The 16,843-nt window shown below is 31.8% G+C and carries 15 protein-coding genes; 7 read left to right on the forward strand and 8 right to left on the reverse strand.

The features are described 5' to 3' along the window. Window positions 1–41: 41 nt before the first annotated feature. The 5 genes from efp to TD29_RS15245 all read right to left on the reverse strand — a co-directional run bounded on the left by efp (window position 42) and on the right by TD29_RS15245 (window position 5,394). Entirely contained in the window at window positions 42–608 is a 567-nt protein-coding gene (gene efp, locus TD29_RS15225) for an elongation factor P (RefSeq protein WP_040281845.1), read from the reverse strand. Between the two features lie 86 nt (window positions 609–694). Beyond that, window positions 695–1,480, reverse strand: coding sequence for an acyl-ACP--UDP-N-acetylglucosamine O-acyltransferase (gene lpxA, locus TD29_RS15230; protein ID WP_040281847.1), 786 nt, complete (start codon window positions 1,478–1,480; stop codon window positions 695–697). A gap of 82 nt (window positions 1,481–1,562) precedes the next feature. Further along, entirely contained in the window at window positions 1,563–2,969 is a 1,407-nt protein-coding gene (locus tag TD29_RS15235; protein WP_040281849.1) for a bifunctional UDP-3-O-[3-hydroxymyristoyl] N-acetylglucosamine deacetylase/3-hydroxyacyl-ACP dehydratase, read from the reverse strand. Next, window positions 2,956–3,984: a UDP-3-O-(3-hydroxymyristoyl)glucosamine N-acyltransferase gene (gene lpxD / locus TD29_RS15240; RefSeq protein WP_040281851.1), complete on the reverse strand. Its 1,029-nt coding sequence runs from the start codon at window positions 3,982–3,984 to the stop codon at window positions 2,956–2,958. The genes TD29_RS15235 and lpxD overlap by 14 nt, the downstream gene beginning before the upstream one ends. Before the next feature lie 183 nt (window positions 3,985–4,167). Next, window positions 4,168–5,394, reverse strand: coding sequence for an HD domain-containing protein (locus TD29_RS15245; RefSeq protein WP_040281853.1), 1,227 nt, complete (start codon window positions 5,392–5,394; stop codon window positions 4,168–4,170). 36 nt (window positions 5,395–5,430) lie between these two features. Here TD29_RS15245 and porX point away from each other — a divergent pair, with 36 nt between their 5' ends. The 5 genes from porX to TD29_RS15265 all read left to right on the forward strand — a co-directional run bounded on the left by porX (window position 5,431) and on the right by TD29_RS15265 (window position 9,021). Further along, on the forward strand, window positions 5,431–6,987 hold the full coding sequence (gene porX / locus TD29_RS15250; protein ID WP_040281856.1) for a T9SS response regulator signal transducer PorX: 1,557 nt from the start codon (window positions 5,431–5,433) through the stop codon (window positions 6,985–6,987). 243 nt (window positions 6,988–7,230) lie between these two features. Continuing rightward, window positions 7,231–7,677 (forward strand): tRNA (adenosine(37)-N6)-threonylcarbamoyltransferase complex ATPase subunit type 1 TsaE, encoded by a 447-nt coding sequence (gene tsaE, locus TD29_RS15255; protein ID WP_040281858.1) that lies wholly within the window; start codon window positions 7,231–7,233, stop codon window positions 7,675–7,677. Window positions 7,678–7,852: 175 nt separating this feature from the next. Then, window positions 7,853–7,996, forward strand: coding sequence for a hypothetical protein (locus TD29_RS18705; protein ID WP_162835822.1), 144 nt, complete (start codon window positions 7,853–7,855; stop codon window positions 7,994–7,996). A 19-nt stretch (window positions 7,997–8,015) separates the two neighbouring features. Beyond that, a complete protein-coding gene (locus tag TD29_RS15260; protein WP_152611538.1) occupies window positions 8,016–8,492 on the forward strand; it encodes a hypothetical protein in 477 nt (158 codons plus the stop codon). 166 nt (window positions 8,493–8,658) lie between these two features. Next, window positions 8,659–9,021: a hypothetical protein gene (locus tag TD29_RS15265; protein WP_040281862.1), complete on the forward strand. Its 363-nt coding sequence runs from the start codon at window positions 8,659–8,661 to the stop codon at window positions 9,019–9,021. Window positions 9,022–9,025: 4 nt separating this feature from the next. Here TD29_RS15265 and TD29_RS15270 read toward each other — a convergent pair whose 3' ends face one another. Together TD29_RS15270 and TD29_RS15275 are read right to left on the reverse strand one after the other, a co-directional pair. After that, window positions 9,026–9,631: a hypothetical protein gene (locus tag TD29_RS15270; RefSeq protein ID WP_040281864.1), complete on the reverse strand. Its 606-nt coding sequence runs from the start codon at window positions 9,629–9,631 to the stop codon at window positions 9,026–9,028. A gap of 2 nt (window positions 9,632–9,633) precedes the next feature. Beyond that, window positions 9,634–10,224: a hypothetical protein gene (locus tag TD29_RS15275; protein WP_040281866.1), complete on the reverse strand. Its 591-nt coding sequence runs from the start codon at window positions 10,222–10,224 to the stop codon at window positions 9,634–9,636. An 87-nt stretch (window positions 10,225–10,311) separates the two neighbouring features. Between TD29_RS15275 and TD29_RS15280 the strand changes: the two genes are divergently transcribed. Next, window positions 10,312–11,511, forward strand: coding sequence for an alanine dehydrogenase (locus tag TD29_RS15280; protein ID WP_040281869.1), 1,200 nt, complete (start codon window positions 10,312–10,314; stop codon window positions 11,509–11,511). 15 nt (window positions 11,512–11,526) lie between these two features. Continuing rightward, window positions 11,527–11,898 carry a hypothetical protein gene (locus tag TD29_RS15285; protein WP_040281871.1) on the forward strand — a complete coding sequence of 124 codons (372 nt, stop codon included), beginning with the start codon at window positions 11,527–11,529 and terminating at the stop codon, window positions 11,896–11,898. A 163-nt stretch (window positions 11,899–12,061) separates the two neighbouring features. Here the strand turns inward: TD29_RS15285 and TD29_RS18785 are convergent, their stop codons facing one another. Next, window positions 12,062–16,249, reverse strand: a complete 4,188-nt coding sequence (locus tag TD29_RS18785; protein WP_040281873.1) for a T9SS type A sorting domain-containing protein — start codon at window positions 16,247–16,249, stop codon at window positions 12,062–12,064. Window positions 16,250–16,843: the final 594 nt, after the last annotated feature.

Genomic DNA, 16,843 nt, shown 5'->3' on the forward strand with positions numbered 1-16,843 from the left:
GAGTATGACTTACTTAAGACTGACTACTGCTTCTTAATGTCTTATTCTTTTACACGTTCTTTATACGTTCCTTTATCTGTCTCTACTTTAATTTTATCACCTTCATTGATAAATAAGGGTACATTTACCTCTGCTCCTGTTTCTACGGTTGCAGGTTTTGTAGCGTTAGTTGCAGTATTTCCTTTCACTCCTGGCTCTGTAGCCGTTACTTCTAAAATTACGGTTGCAGGCATATCTACCGATAACGGCATATTATCTTCTGTATTAATTTGGATTGTAACTACTTCTCCTTCTTTCATGAGGTCTGAACGGTCTAAAGCAGATTCTAATAATCGAATTTGCGTGTAATCTGCTTCATTCATAAAATGGAAAAATTCTCCATCATGGTATAAAAACTGGAATTTATGAGTTTCAACGCGTACATCTTCAATTTTATGACCTGCAGAAAATGTATTATCTAAAACTTTTCCTGTTGTCACACTTTTCATTTTTGTTCTTACAAATGCTGGACCTTTACCAGGTTTTACATGTAAAAATTCAATGATTTTATATATATCATTGTTATATCTAATGCATAATCCGTTTCTAATATCTGAAGTACTTGCCATTTTTTTGGTGTTTTGTATTTAGTGTATTGTTTTGCGTTATTGAATTAAACGCAAGGGTTTGGTGTTATTTAGTTTCCGAAGAAAACTTAATTTGATTTAAAATATCCTTTCATAATTCCGCGATGTGAATTCTTAATAAACTGAAGAATTTCATCACGCTCTGGAGTTGCCTCCATTTCAGCCTCTATTAAATCTGAAGCTTGTGAATTATTATAATTTTTTTGATATAGCATTCTATATATATCTTGTATTTCTCTAATTTTCTCTGTTGTAAAGCCTCTACGACGTAAACCTACAGAGTTAATACCTACATATGATAACGGCTCACGACCAGCTTTTACATAAGGTGGAACATCTTTTCTAACTAGAGATCCTCCAGTTACAAAGGCATGATTACCTACAGATACAAATTGATGTACTGCAGTCATACCTGCTAATACAACATAATCTCCAATGGTGATGTGTCCTGCAAGCGTACTATTATTTGAAAATATACAGTTATTACCAACGATACAATCGTGTGCTACGTGGCAATATGCCATAATAAGACAGTTATTACCTATAACTGTTTTCATTTTATCTGTAGTTCCTCTATTGATGGTAACACACTCTCTAATAGTAACATTATCGCCAATTACGGTAAGTGTATCTTCATCGTTATATTTTAAATCTTGAGGTACTGCAGAAATTACAGAACCAGGAAAAATATTACAATTTTTTCCAATTCTTGCACCTTCCATTATGGTCACATTACTACCTATCCAAGTTCCTTCTCCAATGGTGACATTACTATAGATTGTAGTAAAAGGCTCTATTACTACATTCTTAGCTATTTTTGCTCCAGGATGTACATATGCTAAAGGTTGGTTCATTTTTTTAATTTTTTTGATACATATTAAGTTATTTAAAACTTAATAAAATTGATTGATGCGCTAAAAATACGTTAAATATTGTTTATTTAACTTTAGAAATTTGTGCCATTAATTCTGCCTCAGCACATAATTGTCCGTTAGCATAAGCATAGCCTTGCATATGACAAATACCTCTACGAATAGGTGTAATTAAATCACACTTAAATATAAGTGTATCACCAGGAACAACTTTTTTCTTAAATTTAACTTTATCGATCTTCATAAAGAATGTTAGATAGTTTTCAGGATCTGGAACGGTACTTAATACAAGTATTCCTCCAGTTTGCGCCATAGCTTCAACTATTAAAACGCCAGGCATTACAGGTGCTCCAGGAAAGTGGCCTTTAAAGAACTCTTCGTTCATGGTCACATTTTTCATTCCAATAACTCCAGAGTCTGATAATTCAAAAACTTTGTCTAGTAATAAAAAAGGCTGTCTGTGTGGCAACATATCCATAATTTGATTCACATCCATTAGCGGTTGTTGATTCAAATCAATTTGAGGCACATTATTACGACGTTCATTTTTTATAATCTTTGATAGTTTTTTGGCGAACTGTGTATTTATAAAATGACCAGGTTTGTTTGCAATAACTTTACCTTTAATACGTGTACCTACGAGAGATAAATCACCAATAACATCTAAAAGCTTGTGTCTTGCGGCTTCATTTGGATGATGAAGCGTTAAATTATCTAAAATTCCATTTTGCTTAATCGCTATAGAATCTTTTTTAAATGCGACTTTAAGTTTCTCCATAGTTTCTGGAGATAGCTCTTTATCTACATAAACAATAGCATTATTTAAATCACCACCTTTTATAAGGCCATGTTCTAATAACATTTCTAATTCGTGAAGAAAGCTAAAGGTTCTAGAATCTGAAATATCCTCTTTAAAATCTAACAATCGGTTTAAAGTTGCGTTTTGAGTGCCTAAAACTTTAGTACCAAAATCAACCATTGTGGTGACTTGATATTCTTTTGAAGGCATAACAATAATTTCGCTTCCAGATTCTTCATCAGCATAAGAAATCACATCTGTTACCACGTATTCTTCTCTAAAATCATCTTGCTCTACAATACCTGCTTTTTCAATGGCTTCAACAAAAAACTTTGATGATCCATCCATAATTGGAGGCTCTGCAGCATTAAGCTCGATAATTGCGTTGTCAATATCCATACCAACCAAAGCCGCTAATACATGCTCTGATGTTTGAATAGTCACACCATTTCTTTCAATGCATGTTCCACGTTGTGTATTTGTTACATAATTTGCATCTGCCTCAATTACTGGAGATCCCTCAAGATCAATTCTTTTAAAAGAAAACCCGTTATTAACTGGTGCAGGACAAAATGTTATGGTTACATCATTCCCTGTATGTAATCCAACGCCTTGTAGAGAGACTTGATTCTCTATAGTTTTTTGCTTAATGTCTGTTTTAATTATTCCCATTTATTTTCTTTTCTAAATCATTAATAGATTTAACAATCTTTGGTAAATTTTTAAAATGTACGTACGATTTATTCCAGTCTCCAAATGAAAACGATGGAGATCCTTGCAATATTTCATTGTCTTTTACATGTCTTCCAATACCCGATTGTGCTTGTACACGCACATTATTACCAATTACAAAATGACCAGCAATTCCTACTTGGCCACCTATAAGGCAATTTTCGCCAATTTTGGCAGATCCAGCCACTCCTGTTTGAGCAGCTATGACTGTGTTTTTGCCAATTTCAACATTATGTGCTATTTGTATTTGATTATCTAATTTTACACCTCTTCTAATAATTGTAGAGCCTAAAGTTGCTCTATCAATAGTGGTAGCTGCACCAACATCAACAAAATCCTCTATAATTACATTACCAATTTGAGGTATTTTGCTATATTCTCCTTCGTTGTCTGGCACAAAACCAAAACCATCTGCTCCAATAATAACACCTGAGTTAATGACACAGTTATTACCTATAACGCTTTCAGAATAAATTTTAGCTCCCGAAAATATAATTGTATTATCACCAATAGTAACATTATCACCAATGTACGCATTAGGAAATACCTTAACATTATTACCTAAAGTCACATTATCACTAATGTAACTAAATGCACCAATATAAATATCACTTCCCATTTTTGCCGTGTCAGAAATAAACGAAGGCTGTTCTATACCTTGTTTATTTAACTTCACTTGGTTATAATATTCTAATAGTTTAGAAAAAGATTGGTAGGCATCATCAACCTTAATTAAGGTTGTTGAGAGTTCATTTTCTGGTTCAAAAGTTTTATTTACAATTGTAATAGATGCTTTTGTAGAATATATATATGAATTGTACTTAGGATTTGCTAAAAAGGTTAAAGAGCCTTCTATTCCTTCTTCAATTTTAGAAAGTTTAGAAACTTCTACCTCAGGATTACCTACGATATCACCTTCTAAAATTCCAGCTATTTGTTGTGCTGTAAAGTTCATCTTCGCAAAAATAGGAAAAATGTATAAATAAAAGTTAGGTGTTGAGTTGTTTGTTGTTAGGTCTCCTCAATTTTAATACTAATTGTAATGTTTTTGTGAGGTTTAACTTTAAAATGTTTTACTTCGGAAATTCTAAAATTCAAAAACATAGCCTCTGTATTCTAAACATTTACAAAACTTAAACTATTCAATTTTAGGATAACAGATATAATATTTAGTAATGGATTTAGACAAGGCCTTTATATTAAATTGATCTGATGCTTTGGTGATATCAACCACTCTACCCGATTTTTGTAATATTTTTATTTTTTGCGTTTTTGATTGATACGCCAAATTTGAAATCTCATCAATAAACACAAAATACTCAGCTTCTTTTTTAGAGATATTATGTTTTTCCATAAGTTGAGACTTATGTTTATCTAATGTAGAGCGTTTTATTGGTTTATTTTTAAGCTTAATTTTTAACAAATCTCTGTTAATAATCATACTACTTAGTTCGCTTAGCACAAAGTCATCATGGTATTGCCAATCTTTCATTGCCGAAACAATATCTGTATCATCCAATCTAGAGAAAATCTCTAAGGTATCATCATTAAAGTTATTATTAGAAATTTCATTCCGAAGAAAAAATGACAACGCATCACTTGCTCTTAAAGTTACACCTTGTCGCGATAACTCTTTGGCTCTTTTTAATACACGAGTTAAAAGTTGCTCTGCTACTACACCTGTTTTATGAAGATAAACTTGCCAATACATAAAACGTCTAGCTACTAAAAATTTCTCAACACTGTAAATGCCTTTTTGCTCAACAACGAGTCGGTCATCAACTACATTAAGCATGGTTATTAATCGTTCGCTATTTACATTACCTTCTGCAACGCCTGTATAAAAACTATCGCGTTTGAGATAATCTGCTCTATCCATATCAAATTGGCTAGAAATAAGTTCACATAAAAACGGTCTATCGTACTTGCCTTCAAAAATTTGAATGGCTAGCGTTAAACTTCCGTTAAATTCTTCATTGAGTTTTTGCATAAAACGCATTGAAATTTCTTCATGTGAAATTCCATTTACAATACTATGCTCCATGGCATGAGAGAATGGACCATGACCAATATCATGCAATAAAATGGCGATATAGAGCGCTCTTTCTTCTTCTTCAGAAATCGTAACACCTTTAAAACTAAGAACATTCACCGCTTTCTGCATAAGATACATGCAACCTATAGCATGATGAAATCTTGTATGATTTGCTCCTGGATATACAAGATACGATAAACCCATTTGAGAAATTCGTCTAAGCCTTTGGAAATATTTATGTTCAATTAAGTCAAAAATATCCGAATTTGGAATAGTAATAAATCCGTAAATTGGGTCGTTAAAGATTTTAAGTTTGTTACTTGTCTTCAAACACTATGCTTTTACATTAATTTTAAACAAATATACATGAACACTATAAATATTCTTTGGGTTGACGACGAAATCGATCTTTTAAAACCACATATCATCTTTTTAGAGCAAAAACAATATAAGGTAACAACCTGCCAAAGTGGTACAGAAGCTATCGAAATTATTGATGACACCAATTTTGATATTGTGTTCTTAGATGAAAATATGCCTGGACTTACAGGGTTAGAAACACTACATGAAATTAAAGAGCGACGTGCAAATTTACCAGTAGTAATGATAACTAAAAGTGAAGAGGAATATATTATGGAAGAGGCTATTGGAAATAAAATAGCCGATTATTTGATAAAGCCTGTGAACCCAAATCAGATCTTACTTAGTTTAAAAAAGAATTTAGATCATTCTAGGCTCATTTCAGAAAAAACAACATCAAACTACCAGCAAGAGTTTAGAAAAATTGCGATGGATATGTCTATGGTTAATAGTTTTGAGGAATGGAGCGATTTATATCAAAAATTGGTGTATTGGGAGTTACAGCTCGAAGATATAGAGGATGTTGGTATGACTGAAATTCTAGAATCTCAAAAAAATGAGGCCAATCTACAATTTGGGAAATTTATTGAAAAAAATTATGAAGATTGGTTTGATCATGATTCTGATGGACCGATTTTGTCTCATGATTTATTTAAAGAAAAAGTTGTGCCAGAGCTAAGCAAAGACCAACCTACGCTTTTTATTGTGATAGATAACTTGCGTTATGACCAATGGAAAGCATTTGAGCCTATCGTCAATAATTACTATAAAAAAATTAGTGAAGAACCGTTTTACAGTATTTTGCCTACAGCAACGCAATATGCTAGAAACGCAATATTTTCTGGTCTCACACCTTTAGATATGGAAAGACTACATCCTAATTTATGGAAAAATGATACTGATGATGGTGGTAAAAACATGTTTGAAAATGAGTTTCTTCAAGGTCAACTTAAACGATTAGGTTTACAAAACTTGAAAACATCATATCATAAGATCACAAATTTAAAAGCTGGAAAGAAGTTGGTAGAAAACTTCAAAACCTTAAAAGATGACGATTTATCTGTTATTGTATACAATTTTGTAGATATGCTTTCGCATTCAAAGACTGAAATGGATGTGGTTAAAGAATTAGCGTCCAATGACAAATCGTACCGTTCGTTAACAGTGAGTTGGTTTAAAAACTCACCATTATTAGAAATGATTCAACAAGCGCAAAATTTAGGTTTTAAATTAATACTCACAACAGATCACGGAACAATAAATGTAAAGAATCCTTCTAAGGTTATTGGAGATCGAGAAACAAGTTTAAATTTACGCTATAAAACAGGTCGCAGCCTAACATATGAAGATCGAGAGGTAATGGTAGCGAAAGATCCAAAGTCTATTCACTTACCATCTATTAACATGAGTAATTCATTTATTTTTGCTAAAAGTGACTATTTTTTAGCTTACCCAAACAACTACAATCATTATGTGAGTTACTATAGAAATACGTATCAACATGGAGGTGTGTCTTTAGAAGAAATGATTATACCTTTTGTGGTTATGAATCCAAAAACCTAATACTATTATGTTTATGTAAAACAAAGAAAATGAAGCCATTGTGTTTAAAACCACAATGGTTTTTCTACTTGTATTGACTATACATTTGACTCTAAAGTCTAAATATTAGACTTACAAAATTTGGTTTAAAAATCCTACGTAATGCAAAAATCCTCGATGAAATACACTTATTTCTAGCATTTACCAATAATTATACTTATAATTGCATTATTGGAAAGGACTTTACACGTTTAACTATTAACGATGACTCAATTATTAGAACTTGATTATCAATTAGAAGACATAGATATTGTTGCAAAACAAATTTTAAATCATACAACTTCTAAAACCTTACTTTTCTATGGAGACATGGGTGCTGGTAAAACCACACTTATTAAGTCTTTAGTTAAGTTACTGGGTAGTAATGACGATGTTAGTAGTCCAACATTTTCTATAGTAAATGAATATAGATCAAAAAAAGATTCTATTTTTCATTTTGATTTGTACAGAATTAACGATGAAGAAGAAGCATTAAATTTTGGTTTTGAAGACTATTTAAATCCCATGAATTGGGTGTTTATAGAATGGCCACAACATGCTAAAAATTTGCTTCCAGAGGACTCAAATGTTGTAGAAATTTCTTACAAAAATAAAACCTCAAGAATACTCAAATTGAGCCAAATACATATTATTAACCCAGTAAACAAGTAAAAAAGCAGTGAAATAGTGAAAATAAATTAGCAACCTTACACCACGTTATAGTTACAAAGTACGGAAAAACCGTAATCATAAGACGATTATTGAGCGTTTTTTAACACTCATTTTAACATTTTAAAATATAAGGCTAACTTATATTTGAATAATTAATTATTTAATCCCTTACATTATGAAAACTAAAAAGTACGTACTCGCTATCGCGATTTTCGGTGGAATGTTATTCACTGCTCATGCAACTGATTTAATCAATTTAGATGGACAAACTAAAACTGAAATCGAAAGAAAGAAATTCAGAGTACCGCCAAACGGATAAAAACGTTAGTAGAAAAAACTTGATAATTGGGAGTTTAATAGGAACTTATGTTGCTATAACTCCCTTTTTGTTTTATTTATATGAGTATGTTCCTAATACGCAAGTGTGGGAAACATTTTTGTTTACCTATGATAGTAATCTTTGGGGTGATGCAAATCTTTCCATGTGGATTTTGACCGGTAAAGCTGTTCCATTTGTACTGTTACTTATTTGGTTTTTTACTAATAGAAACTGGTGGTACCACGCGTTAATTGTACCAATTGTAATGTATGCTTTCCAAATTGTTGGTTTAATTTATAATGATATTGCTAATGTAGATGAGTTAGATTGGCTTTATATGATTCCTTTAATGGCTATTATAATACCTTCAATTTATCTAATTAGGGCAAAGATGTTTAATAAAATAAACGATGCCGATAAATCCATGCAAGAATTAGAAGAAGAGTTTATGATGAAACCCAAAGGTGTTTGGTCTAGAATTAAGCAGTATTTTTAATAATTATCACAAAGTTAAACAGCTAAGAATCCCACAATTTATTTAACAATTGTGGGATTTTTAGTTAAATAATTTACTTTTCTCATATAGATTACTAATATTTAAGTGAAAAAAATTACATTTGCAATACTTAAATCCCTCTTACTCTAACATAACCCTAATTATAATGAGTAAAACAATACATAGAATTATCCAATTATTATCTGCTCTTGACTTGAGTGCCAGACAGTTTGACATATCCATTGGTAGTGCTAATGGTTACACCTTGCGTATGCAAAAAAATAATGCATCTGTTGGTAGCGATGTCATTGAGCGCATAGTTAAAAAATATCCACAAATTAATTTAGTTTGGTTAATTACAGGTCAAGGAGAAATGTTTTTAAAAGACATGCCTAAACCAAAAGTTAGAACCAAAGCTGAAATTGAAGCTTACATTGATGACAAACTTAAGCAACAATGGTCTGACGAAAAGCGCGCTTTACTAGATGAAGTTTTAATGGAAATAGAGAAGGCTAATAAAGCTATTTAAATATTTATTGTAATTGATCTCTTAAAGTGATCAGTTTTGTTAAATACTCTTTTTTATCCATCATATCCTTTTGTGATTGTAACATATTAAGTTCGTTTTTCACAAACTTATACTGTTTAGCATCAAACTTAGAAAGTTTATTAATCTCTTTATTAATCCCAATATTTGACTTTAGTTCTTTCATTCTAAAACCAATTTTATTTGAAATAAAGTTCAATAGTAATAAATAGGGAATAGATATTATTAAACTATCTGAATATTCCACATCAAAATCAAAACCATACTTTAATAAACCGATATTCAAAGTTATTTTATAAATCTCCACTATAATTGTAAAAAATAGTACATATCTCCATCTGTTCAGACAAGTAATAAACCACAATGATAATATTGAAAGGGTAAGCAGTTTAATGTAGAAAATCCAAATTAAGTAATCTAAATCTTTTAAACCATCTAAATTAAGAGATAAAATATCTGAATACCAAATTGCACTATCAGTAGGAACAAGACGGTAAGTAAAAAACAAAAATGGTAGAATAACAATTAACACAAGAATTATTAAATCTCTTAGGTAACGTCTGTCATTTGATATGTTTTTTAGAGATGTCATAATTATATTTTATAAAATTCATCTCTTAATGCTTTAAGAGTATTTAAATAGTTAACAGCTTCTTTCTTATGTAATTTTTGTGCTTTTAACATTGTTACTTTTTCTTGTAAAGTGTCCAAATCCGTTTTCTTATATTTTTTTAAAGTCAAAAAAACCTCATCAATCTCAATATCTATATTTGTTTTAAGTTCTTGCGCTAGTCTATATTGATTTAATTTATGAGAAACTAAAAAAATCATCAAAATAATAGGAATTGTAATAGGTAAACTGGTTATGAATTCTATTTCATCTAAAGAATCTTGATTAGGGTTAAGTGTGCTAATTAGCTTCACTAATTCAATAGATATTATAATTAAAATTGAATGTCTCCACCAATGTTTAGAAGTGAAATACCATATTAAGCAAAAAGCAATAATTAAAATTTTCATTTTTGAAAAATGAAATAGACCCCAAAAACTATAAAAATCGAATTCACTAATATTTCCTTGTATATCCAAAATATTATTTGAATAATAACTCATTGTAACACATACAATTAATATAGAAATTAAAACATCCTTACTCCTTATATTTTGCAAACCAAATTTATTCATAGAAAATAATCACGAACTAATATATAAAAACTAAAATTGGAAATACTAAATAATTATTTGTAATTTGAGTTACCAATTAAAAACTCAATGAGCGAATCACTATCTCCCTTTACAAAAGCACAATTATTACCACAAGAAGAGACTCTTGAAGTCTACAAAAAGAAAGGTGATTTATTTATAGGCATCCCTAAAGAAACTCATTTTCAAGAAAAACGAGTGTGTTTAACTCCAGATGCAGTTCATGCATTGGTTTCAAACGGTCATCGTGTGATGTTTGAATCTGGCGCAGGAGAAGGCGCAAATTTTAAAGACAAAGCATATAGTGATGCAGGTGCAGAAGTTACTAGAGATACCGAAAAAGTGTTCTCCTGCCCTATTATTCTAAAAGTAGAACCACCTTCTATCGATGAAATTAAACTCATAAATCCGCAAACCTTATTAATTTCAGCGTTACAACTTAAAACTCAAAACAAAAATTATTTTAAAGCATTGGCTTCAAAACGCATTACGGCATTGGCCTTTGAGTTCATAAAAGATGACGATGGTGCCTATCCTGCAGTACGCTCATTGAGTGAAATTGCAGGAACTGCTTCTATTTTAATCGCCTCTGAACTTTTATCAAATGTAAATGGAGGAAACGGACTCATGTTAGGCAACATAAGTGGAGTTCCTCCAACTGAGGTCGTGATAATTGGTGCTGGAACTGTTGGAGAATTTGCTGCAAGATCGGCTATTGGCCTTGGTGCTAATGTGAAAATTTTTGATAGCTCAATCACAAAATTACGCTGTGTACAATCTAATTTAGGACGCACATTATATACCTCAACCTTACAGCCTAAAAACTTATTAAAAGCTTTAAAACGTTGTGATGTTGCCATTGGTGCTGTTCGAGGAAATAACCGCTCTCCAATAGTTGTTACAGAAGCTATGGTAAATGCTATGAAATCTGGATCTTTAGTTATTGATGTGAGTATTGATATGGGTGGTTGCTTTGAAACTAGCGAAATAACTAACCATGATCAACCAACTTTTGATTATAATGGTGTAACACATTATTGTGTTCCAAATATTCCTGCGCGATACTCTCGCTCTGCTTCTGTATCTCTCAGTAATATATTTACGCCTTACCTTTTAAAAATTGCTGAAGATGGTGGAATAGAAAATGCTATCCGTTTTGATCGTGGTTTAAAAAATGGGTTGTATTTTTACCACGGAATTTTAACAAACAAATCTGTAGCCAATTGGTTTGATCTAGACTACAGCGATCTTAACTTGTTAATTTTCTAGTAAAAAAAATAACTCATGAAATTATTACATCGAATTGGTTACTATTTGGGAGGATTCTCAATAGGCTTAGTTTTATTAGCCTTTTTTTTAGGCGGTAAAAAAACATCTTGTGCCTATGGTCCAAATGCAAGAACAATCAAGAATATTTCTATTAAAGATCGTTTCTATTCTGAAGACACCAAACTTGCCATGCAAACCTACAGTTTAGACTCTCTTGCTGTTTCAGAATTAATTAATACAAGTAATGTCAACTTTTCAAAAAGTGATACTAAAGCAGATTCTTGTAAAGTCTATTTACTCGAAAATGAGATTGATGATAAAGATGTCGAACTTTGGGTTAAGAATTGTGATTCAACTGCTACATTAGAAAAATTAATTATAAAATAAAGGGGTTATAGTTTCATTTTTATATAATGAAATCGTCTTATTTAAGAATGATATCAAATTTGTGTTCTAACCTGTAAACAATTACAGTCACCTTGAAGATTTCATTAAAAAAGTCCAGATCAATTAAGATCTGAACTTTAAATAAAATATAAACTAGTACTATCTATTGCTTAATAAATCGTTTTGTAATAGTTTGCCCTTCCGAAGAAAATCTAATTTGATATATTGCTCCTTTTAAGTGACTAACGTCAATTGTCTTGTTTTTTAAATTTCCTTTGGAAATTAGCTGGCCAACCATACTATATATTTCGTACGACATGTTAGTGAACGTTGATTCAATATGAAGCACACCATCTTTAACTGGATTTGGATATAATGAAACATCTTTTACAGTATCCAAATCTGTTGGCACTACTGATTTTTTTGATGCTGTTATTGACTCTCTTGATGTCGCTAAATTTGATGACAAACTAATGTTATCAATAGCCATATCTGCTTTCCAAATTCCACCAATAACTCTGTTAAATCGTAATTGTACGTTTCCTCCTGCATAAGTGGATAGATCAACACTTGCTTTTTGCCATGAATCACCTAAGTTGTTAGAACTTTTCCAAATACATGTCCAATTAGCACCAGCATCATCACTCACCTCTAAACAAATAATTCCCATAGCTGGTGCACCATATTGGTGATAATTAAAGCTAAATGTTGCATTAGTAAATCCTGACAAATCAAAGCATGGTGAATTTAGTATCGCTTTTTTATTAAGATTATTAGAAGCTTCAACAAAAATATAGTGCGTGCCTTGATAAGCACTTGAAGGACCTGTACCGTTAGACGGTGTTCCATTAGAATTAACTGTCCAGTCAATATCATCTAAAGATGATTGCGTCCAAGTTCCTAAATTGTTTTCGAAGCCCTCTGCATAAGGAAAAGAGCTAATTCCTCCTGAACACCCAGGATTTACATTACTTACAACTTCTAATAAGCTTACATCATCAATTGCAATATCTGCTAAATAAGAGTTTCCAATAATTCTATTAAATCTCAATTTAACTTGTCCTCCAACATACATATCAAGATTAATATTAGCTGTTAACCAAGTGTCACCAAGGTTCCCAGAACTATTCCAAATAGATATCCAGCTTGCACCATTATCATTACTTGCTTCTAAGTCAATTGTGCCTTCATCACTTGATCCAAACTGATGATATTTAAAACTAAAATTAGCACTAGACAAACTTGATAAGTCAAAACAAGGAGAATTTAATATAGCCTGGTTTGATGAATTTCCTGAGGCTTCAACAAATGCATAATATGAGCCTTGAGACGCCATTGATGGACCAGTTCCATTTGACGGAGTTCCATTGGTATTAATTAACCAATCAACATCATCAAATGAGGATTGTGTCCAAGCGCCTAAAGAATTTTCAAACCCTTCAGCATAAGGAAACGAAGTAATTTCACCGGTACATCCATTATCTATTATATGTCCTTCTTCTGACAAACTCACATTGTCAATTGCAATATCAGCTTGCCAAGTGTTTCCTACCAATCTATTAAACCGTAATTGAACAGCTTCACCTAAGTACTCAGAAATGTCAACATTGGCTGTTAACCATACGTTTCCTAAATTTCCAGAACTGTTCCAAACTGAAATCCAATTTGCTCCATTATCATTACTTACTTCTAAATCAATACTACCCATATCTGAAGCACCATCCTGATGATAGTTGAAACTAAATATTGCATTAGATAATGCAGACAAGTCAAAACATGGCGAATTTAATAAAGCTTGACTATTATTTTGATTAGAGGCTTCTACAAACATGTAATATGCACCTTGAGCTGCACTTGATGGTCCTGTAGAACTAGATGGTGTCCCATTTGAATGTATTGTCCAATCGATATCATCTAAAGATGATTGCGTCCAATCACCAAGGGTATTTTCAAACCCTTCAGAATAAGGAAAAGAGTTAATTCCTCCAGAGCAACTGCTTATAGTACTTGTGTTTTCGGTTATACTCACATTATCAATTGCAATATCGGCTTGCCAAGTACTTCCTATATTTCTATTGAATCGTAATTGAAGATTTCCACCCGAATATGAGGATATGTCTACATTTGCTGCTAACCATACATTTCCTAAATTACCTGAACTACTCCAAATCGTCGACCAACTTACACCATTATCATCACTCGCCTCTAAATCAATTTTACCAGCATCTGAAGCGCCATATTGGTGATAATTGAAGCTGAATGTTGCGTTAGATAAAGCAGATAAATCGAAACATGGTGAATTTAATAGCGCGTTTTTATTAAGATTATTAGACGCTTCTACAAAAACATAGTATGAGCCTTGAGCTGCATTTGATGGTCCTGTTGAACTTGATGGTGTCCCATTTGAATGTATTGTCCAATCGATATCATCTAAAGATGATTGAGTCCAAATACCTAAGGTATTCTCGAAACTTTCATTGTAAGGAAAAGAATTAATTTCTGCTGAACAATCTGTACCTATAGAGCTTAACGTATTGGTTAAACTCACATCATCAATTGCAATATCAGCCTGATAAGAGTTACCAATAACCCTGTTAAATCTCAATTGAACTAATCCTCCAACATAAGCATCAAGATCTATATCAGCTGTTAGCCAAGTGTCACCAAGGTTTCCAGAACTATTCCAAATCGATGTCCAATGTGCACCATTATCATCACTAACTTCTAAATCAATAGTGCCCTCGTCACTTGATCCATATTGATGATATTTAAAACTGAAATTGGCATTAGTTAAATTTGATAAATCAAAACATGGAGAATTTAAAATAGCTTGATTAGATTGGTTTCCAGAAGCTTCAACAAACACATAATATGAACCTCTAGCAGCATTTGATGGACCTGTTGAGCTGGATGGTGTTCCATTAGCATCAATAGTCCAATCCGTGTCGTCTAAAGAGGATTGTGTCCAATCTCCTAACGTATTTTCAAAATCTTCATTATAAGGAAAGGAATTGATTTGATTAGTACAATCAGGTATTGAGGTTGTCGCAATAGACATACCGTTAAGATAATACTCAAGATTTGTATAACCATCTGGTTGCATAAAATTTCTATCTGAAGCATCATTAGGATTCAATCCATTTTGTGTTTCCCAATTATTTGGCATTCCGTCATTATCAGAATCTACAGGTACTGTACCGCTTTGCATCGTTGGGTATGTTCCAGAATAAGCTAAAACACCATTACCATTATTATATTGATTAATAAGTCTAACATCTACCGCATCTCTTTTAGGCAAACTAGCACCTACATGAGATAAAATATCATTAGCAACTTGATCGGCAGGAATCGCTACAATTCCTGAACTAAGATACGGTGTCGTCTTAATATAAGGATTTAAATTAGAATGATATTCACTCATTCCATCTGGTGTTATGTTTCCTGATATGTACGCATAAGTTTCTGAAAGTGTTCCTGAACCCGCAAAAGTAGCATCTACAGCTGTTCCCATCGTTTCAACTTCACTAGATTTACGGTAATGATTATTTAGTACCGTAAACTTACTTCCCATACTGGGAGACGAAGCCCATCTCACACCATAAACTAAATTATTGATCATTTCAGAATCAAACATTCCAGCTGTTGGAAACCCATGAGCAATATTTCGTTCGGTATTATGTATAAATAAATTTTTATAATACGTTTTATTAAACGTGTTTTTAGCAGCAGCAGCACCATAAAGACTTTCTGCTATGATAGAATTTTGTAATGTTATATTTTGAACTTTACCTTCACTAACGGCTCTAACATCAAAATTCTCATCATCTGCCCAGCTAATGGAGCAATGATCTATAATTATATTTTCTACAATGTCAGATCCCCAAGACGTAATGTTTAGGCCATCGGCTGTATTTGATTGTGAATTACCTGGTCTAAACCTTATATATCTCATGATAACATTTGAGGTTTGAATAAGAACCATAGATCCTTTAATTAGTATACCATCACCAGGAGCTGTTTGACCAGCAACTGTGACATTACCATCTAAAACCGTTAAAGCACTAGTCAATGTTATAGTTCCTCCTACTTCAAATACTATGGTTCTAGCGCCAGATGTATACATAAGCGCTTGTCTTAAACTTCCAGGACCGCTGTCATTTAAATTAGTGACTTTTATGACAGTTCCGCCTCGTCCACCTGAGGCATATTTACCAAAGCCATTGGCTGTGGGAAAAGCAATAGTTTGGGCATAATTAGAATTTGAAATACAAAAGATAAAAATTACTAAAATTAGAAAAGGTCTTGATTTGAGGGTTGAGCAAAGATCCGTGAAACGGTTTAGTGAAATCATTTTAAGCTTGAGAGGATTTAATTAATTATTTAGTGTAAAGTTTTAATTATTATTTATTACTATTTATTGTGACTAATTATTTATAGTTAAAAACATTAGTTATATGTGAACTTCTCTTTAAAACCCACATGCTTATGACTATCCCTAACCCATATAATTTATTAAAAATGAAAAACTTACAATAAAATGAAATGAATTGCATTTCTAAATAGCTTTACAAAATTTCATATTATCTAACTGAAATTCAAATAGTATCAAAAAACATACTTCATAACAGATTATTGCGACACACGAACAGATATACGTTTGAAACGCAAAAAAAGACGTTTAAATGTGATTATTTTTATAAATTATAATTATTCAAAAATAAATTCAACAATAAACAACTAATAAACAAACACTTATTCTTTTAAGGTTAAAAAAAAAAAAAAAAACAAATACAAGCTAAGGCATTATGACATAAATTAGTCATGAATTAGTGTTTTCCAAAAATAACTTAAACAAAAGCGCTAGTTTTTTAAATTGAAACTCATTTTCTCATAAAAACGACAAATATATATATAATAAAACTTTTATAAATAGTTCTTAGTGAAC

It is taken from the genome of Psychroserpens damuponensis (assembly GCF_000826655.1).
Lineage (GTDB): Bacteria > Bacteroidota > Bacteroidia > Flavobacteriales > Flavobacteriaceae > Psychroserpens > Psychroserpens damuponensis.

Excerpts from the sequence above, each read along its gene's own strand:
- efp (WP_040281845.1), bottom strand. The coding sequence starts at position 608 with ATGGCAAGTACTTCAGATATTAGAAACGGATTATGCATTAGATATAAC.
- lpxA (WP_040281847.1), bottom strand. The coding sequence starts at position 1,480 with ATGAACCAACCTTTAGCATATGTACATCCTGGAGCAAAAATAGCTAAG.
- TD29_RS15235 (WP_040281849.1), bottom strand. The coding sequence starts at position 2,969 with ATGGGAATAATTAAAACAGACATTAAGCAAAAAACTATAGAGAATCAA.
- lpxD (WP_040281851.1), bottom strand. The coding sequence starts at position 3,984 with ATGAACTTTACAGCACAACAAATAGCTGGAATTTTAGAAGGTGATATC.
- porX (WP_040281856.1), top strand. The coding sequence starts at position 5,431 with ATGAACACTATAAATATTCTTTGGGTTGACGACGAAATCGATCTTTTA.
- tsaE (WP_040281858.1), top strand. The coding sequence starts at position 7,231 with ATGACTCAATTATTAGAACTTGATTATCAATTAGAAGACATAGATATT.
- TD29_RS18705 (WP_162835822.1), top strand. The coding sequence starts at position 7,853 with ATGAAAACTAAAAAGTACGTACTCGCTATCGCGATTTTCGGTGGAATG.
- TD29_RS15265 (WP_040281862.1), top strand. The coding sequence starts at position 8,659 with ATGAGTAAAACAATACATAGAATTATCCAATTATTATCTGCTCTTGAC.
- TD29_RS15270 (WP_040281864.1), bottom strand. The coding sequence starts at position 9,631 with ATGACATCTCTAAAAAACATATCAAATGACAGACGTTACCTAAGAGAT.
- TD29_RS15275 (WP_040281866.1), bottom strand. The coding sequence starts at position 10,224 with ATGAATAAATTTGGTTTGCAAAATATAAGGAGTAAGGATGTTTTAATT.
- TD29_RS15280 (WP_040281869.1), top strand. The coding sequence starts at position 10,312 with ATGAGCGAATCACTATCTCCCTTTACAAAAGCACAATTATTACCACAA.
- TD29_RS15285 (WP_040281871.1), top strand. The coding sequence starts at position 11,527 with ATGAAATTATTACATCGAATTGGTTACTATTTGGGAGGATTCTCAATA.
- TD29_RS18785 (WP_040281873.1), bottom strand. The coding sequence starts at position 16,249 with ATGATTTCACTAAACCGTTTCACGGATCTTTGCTCAACCCTCAAATCA.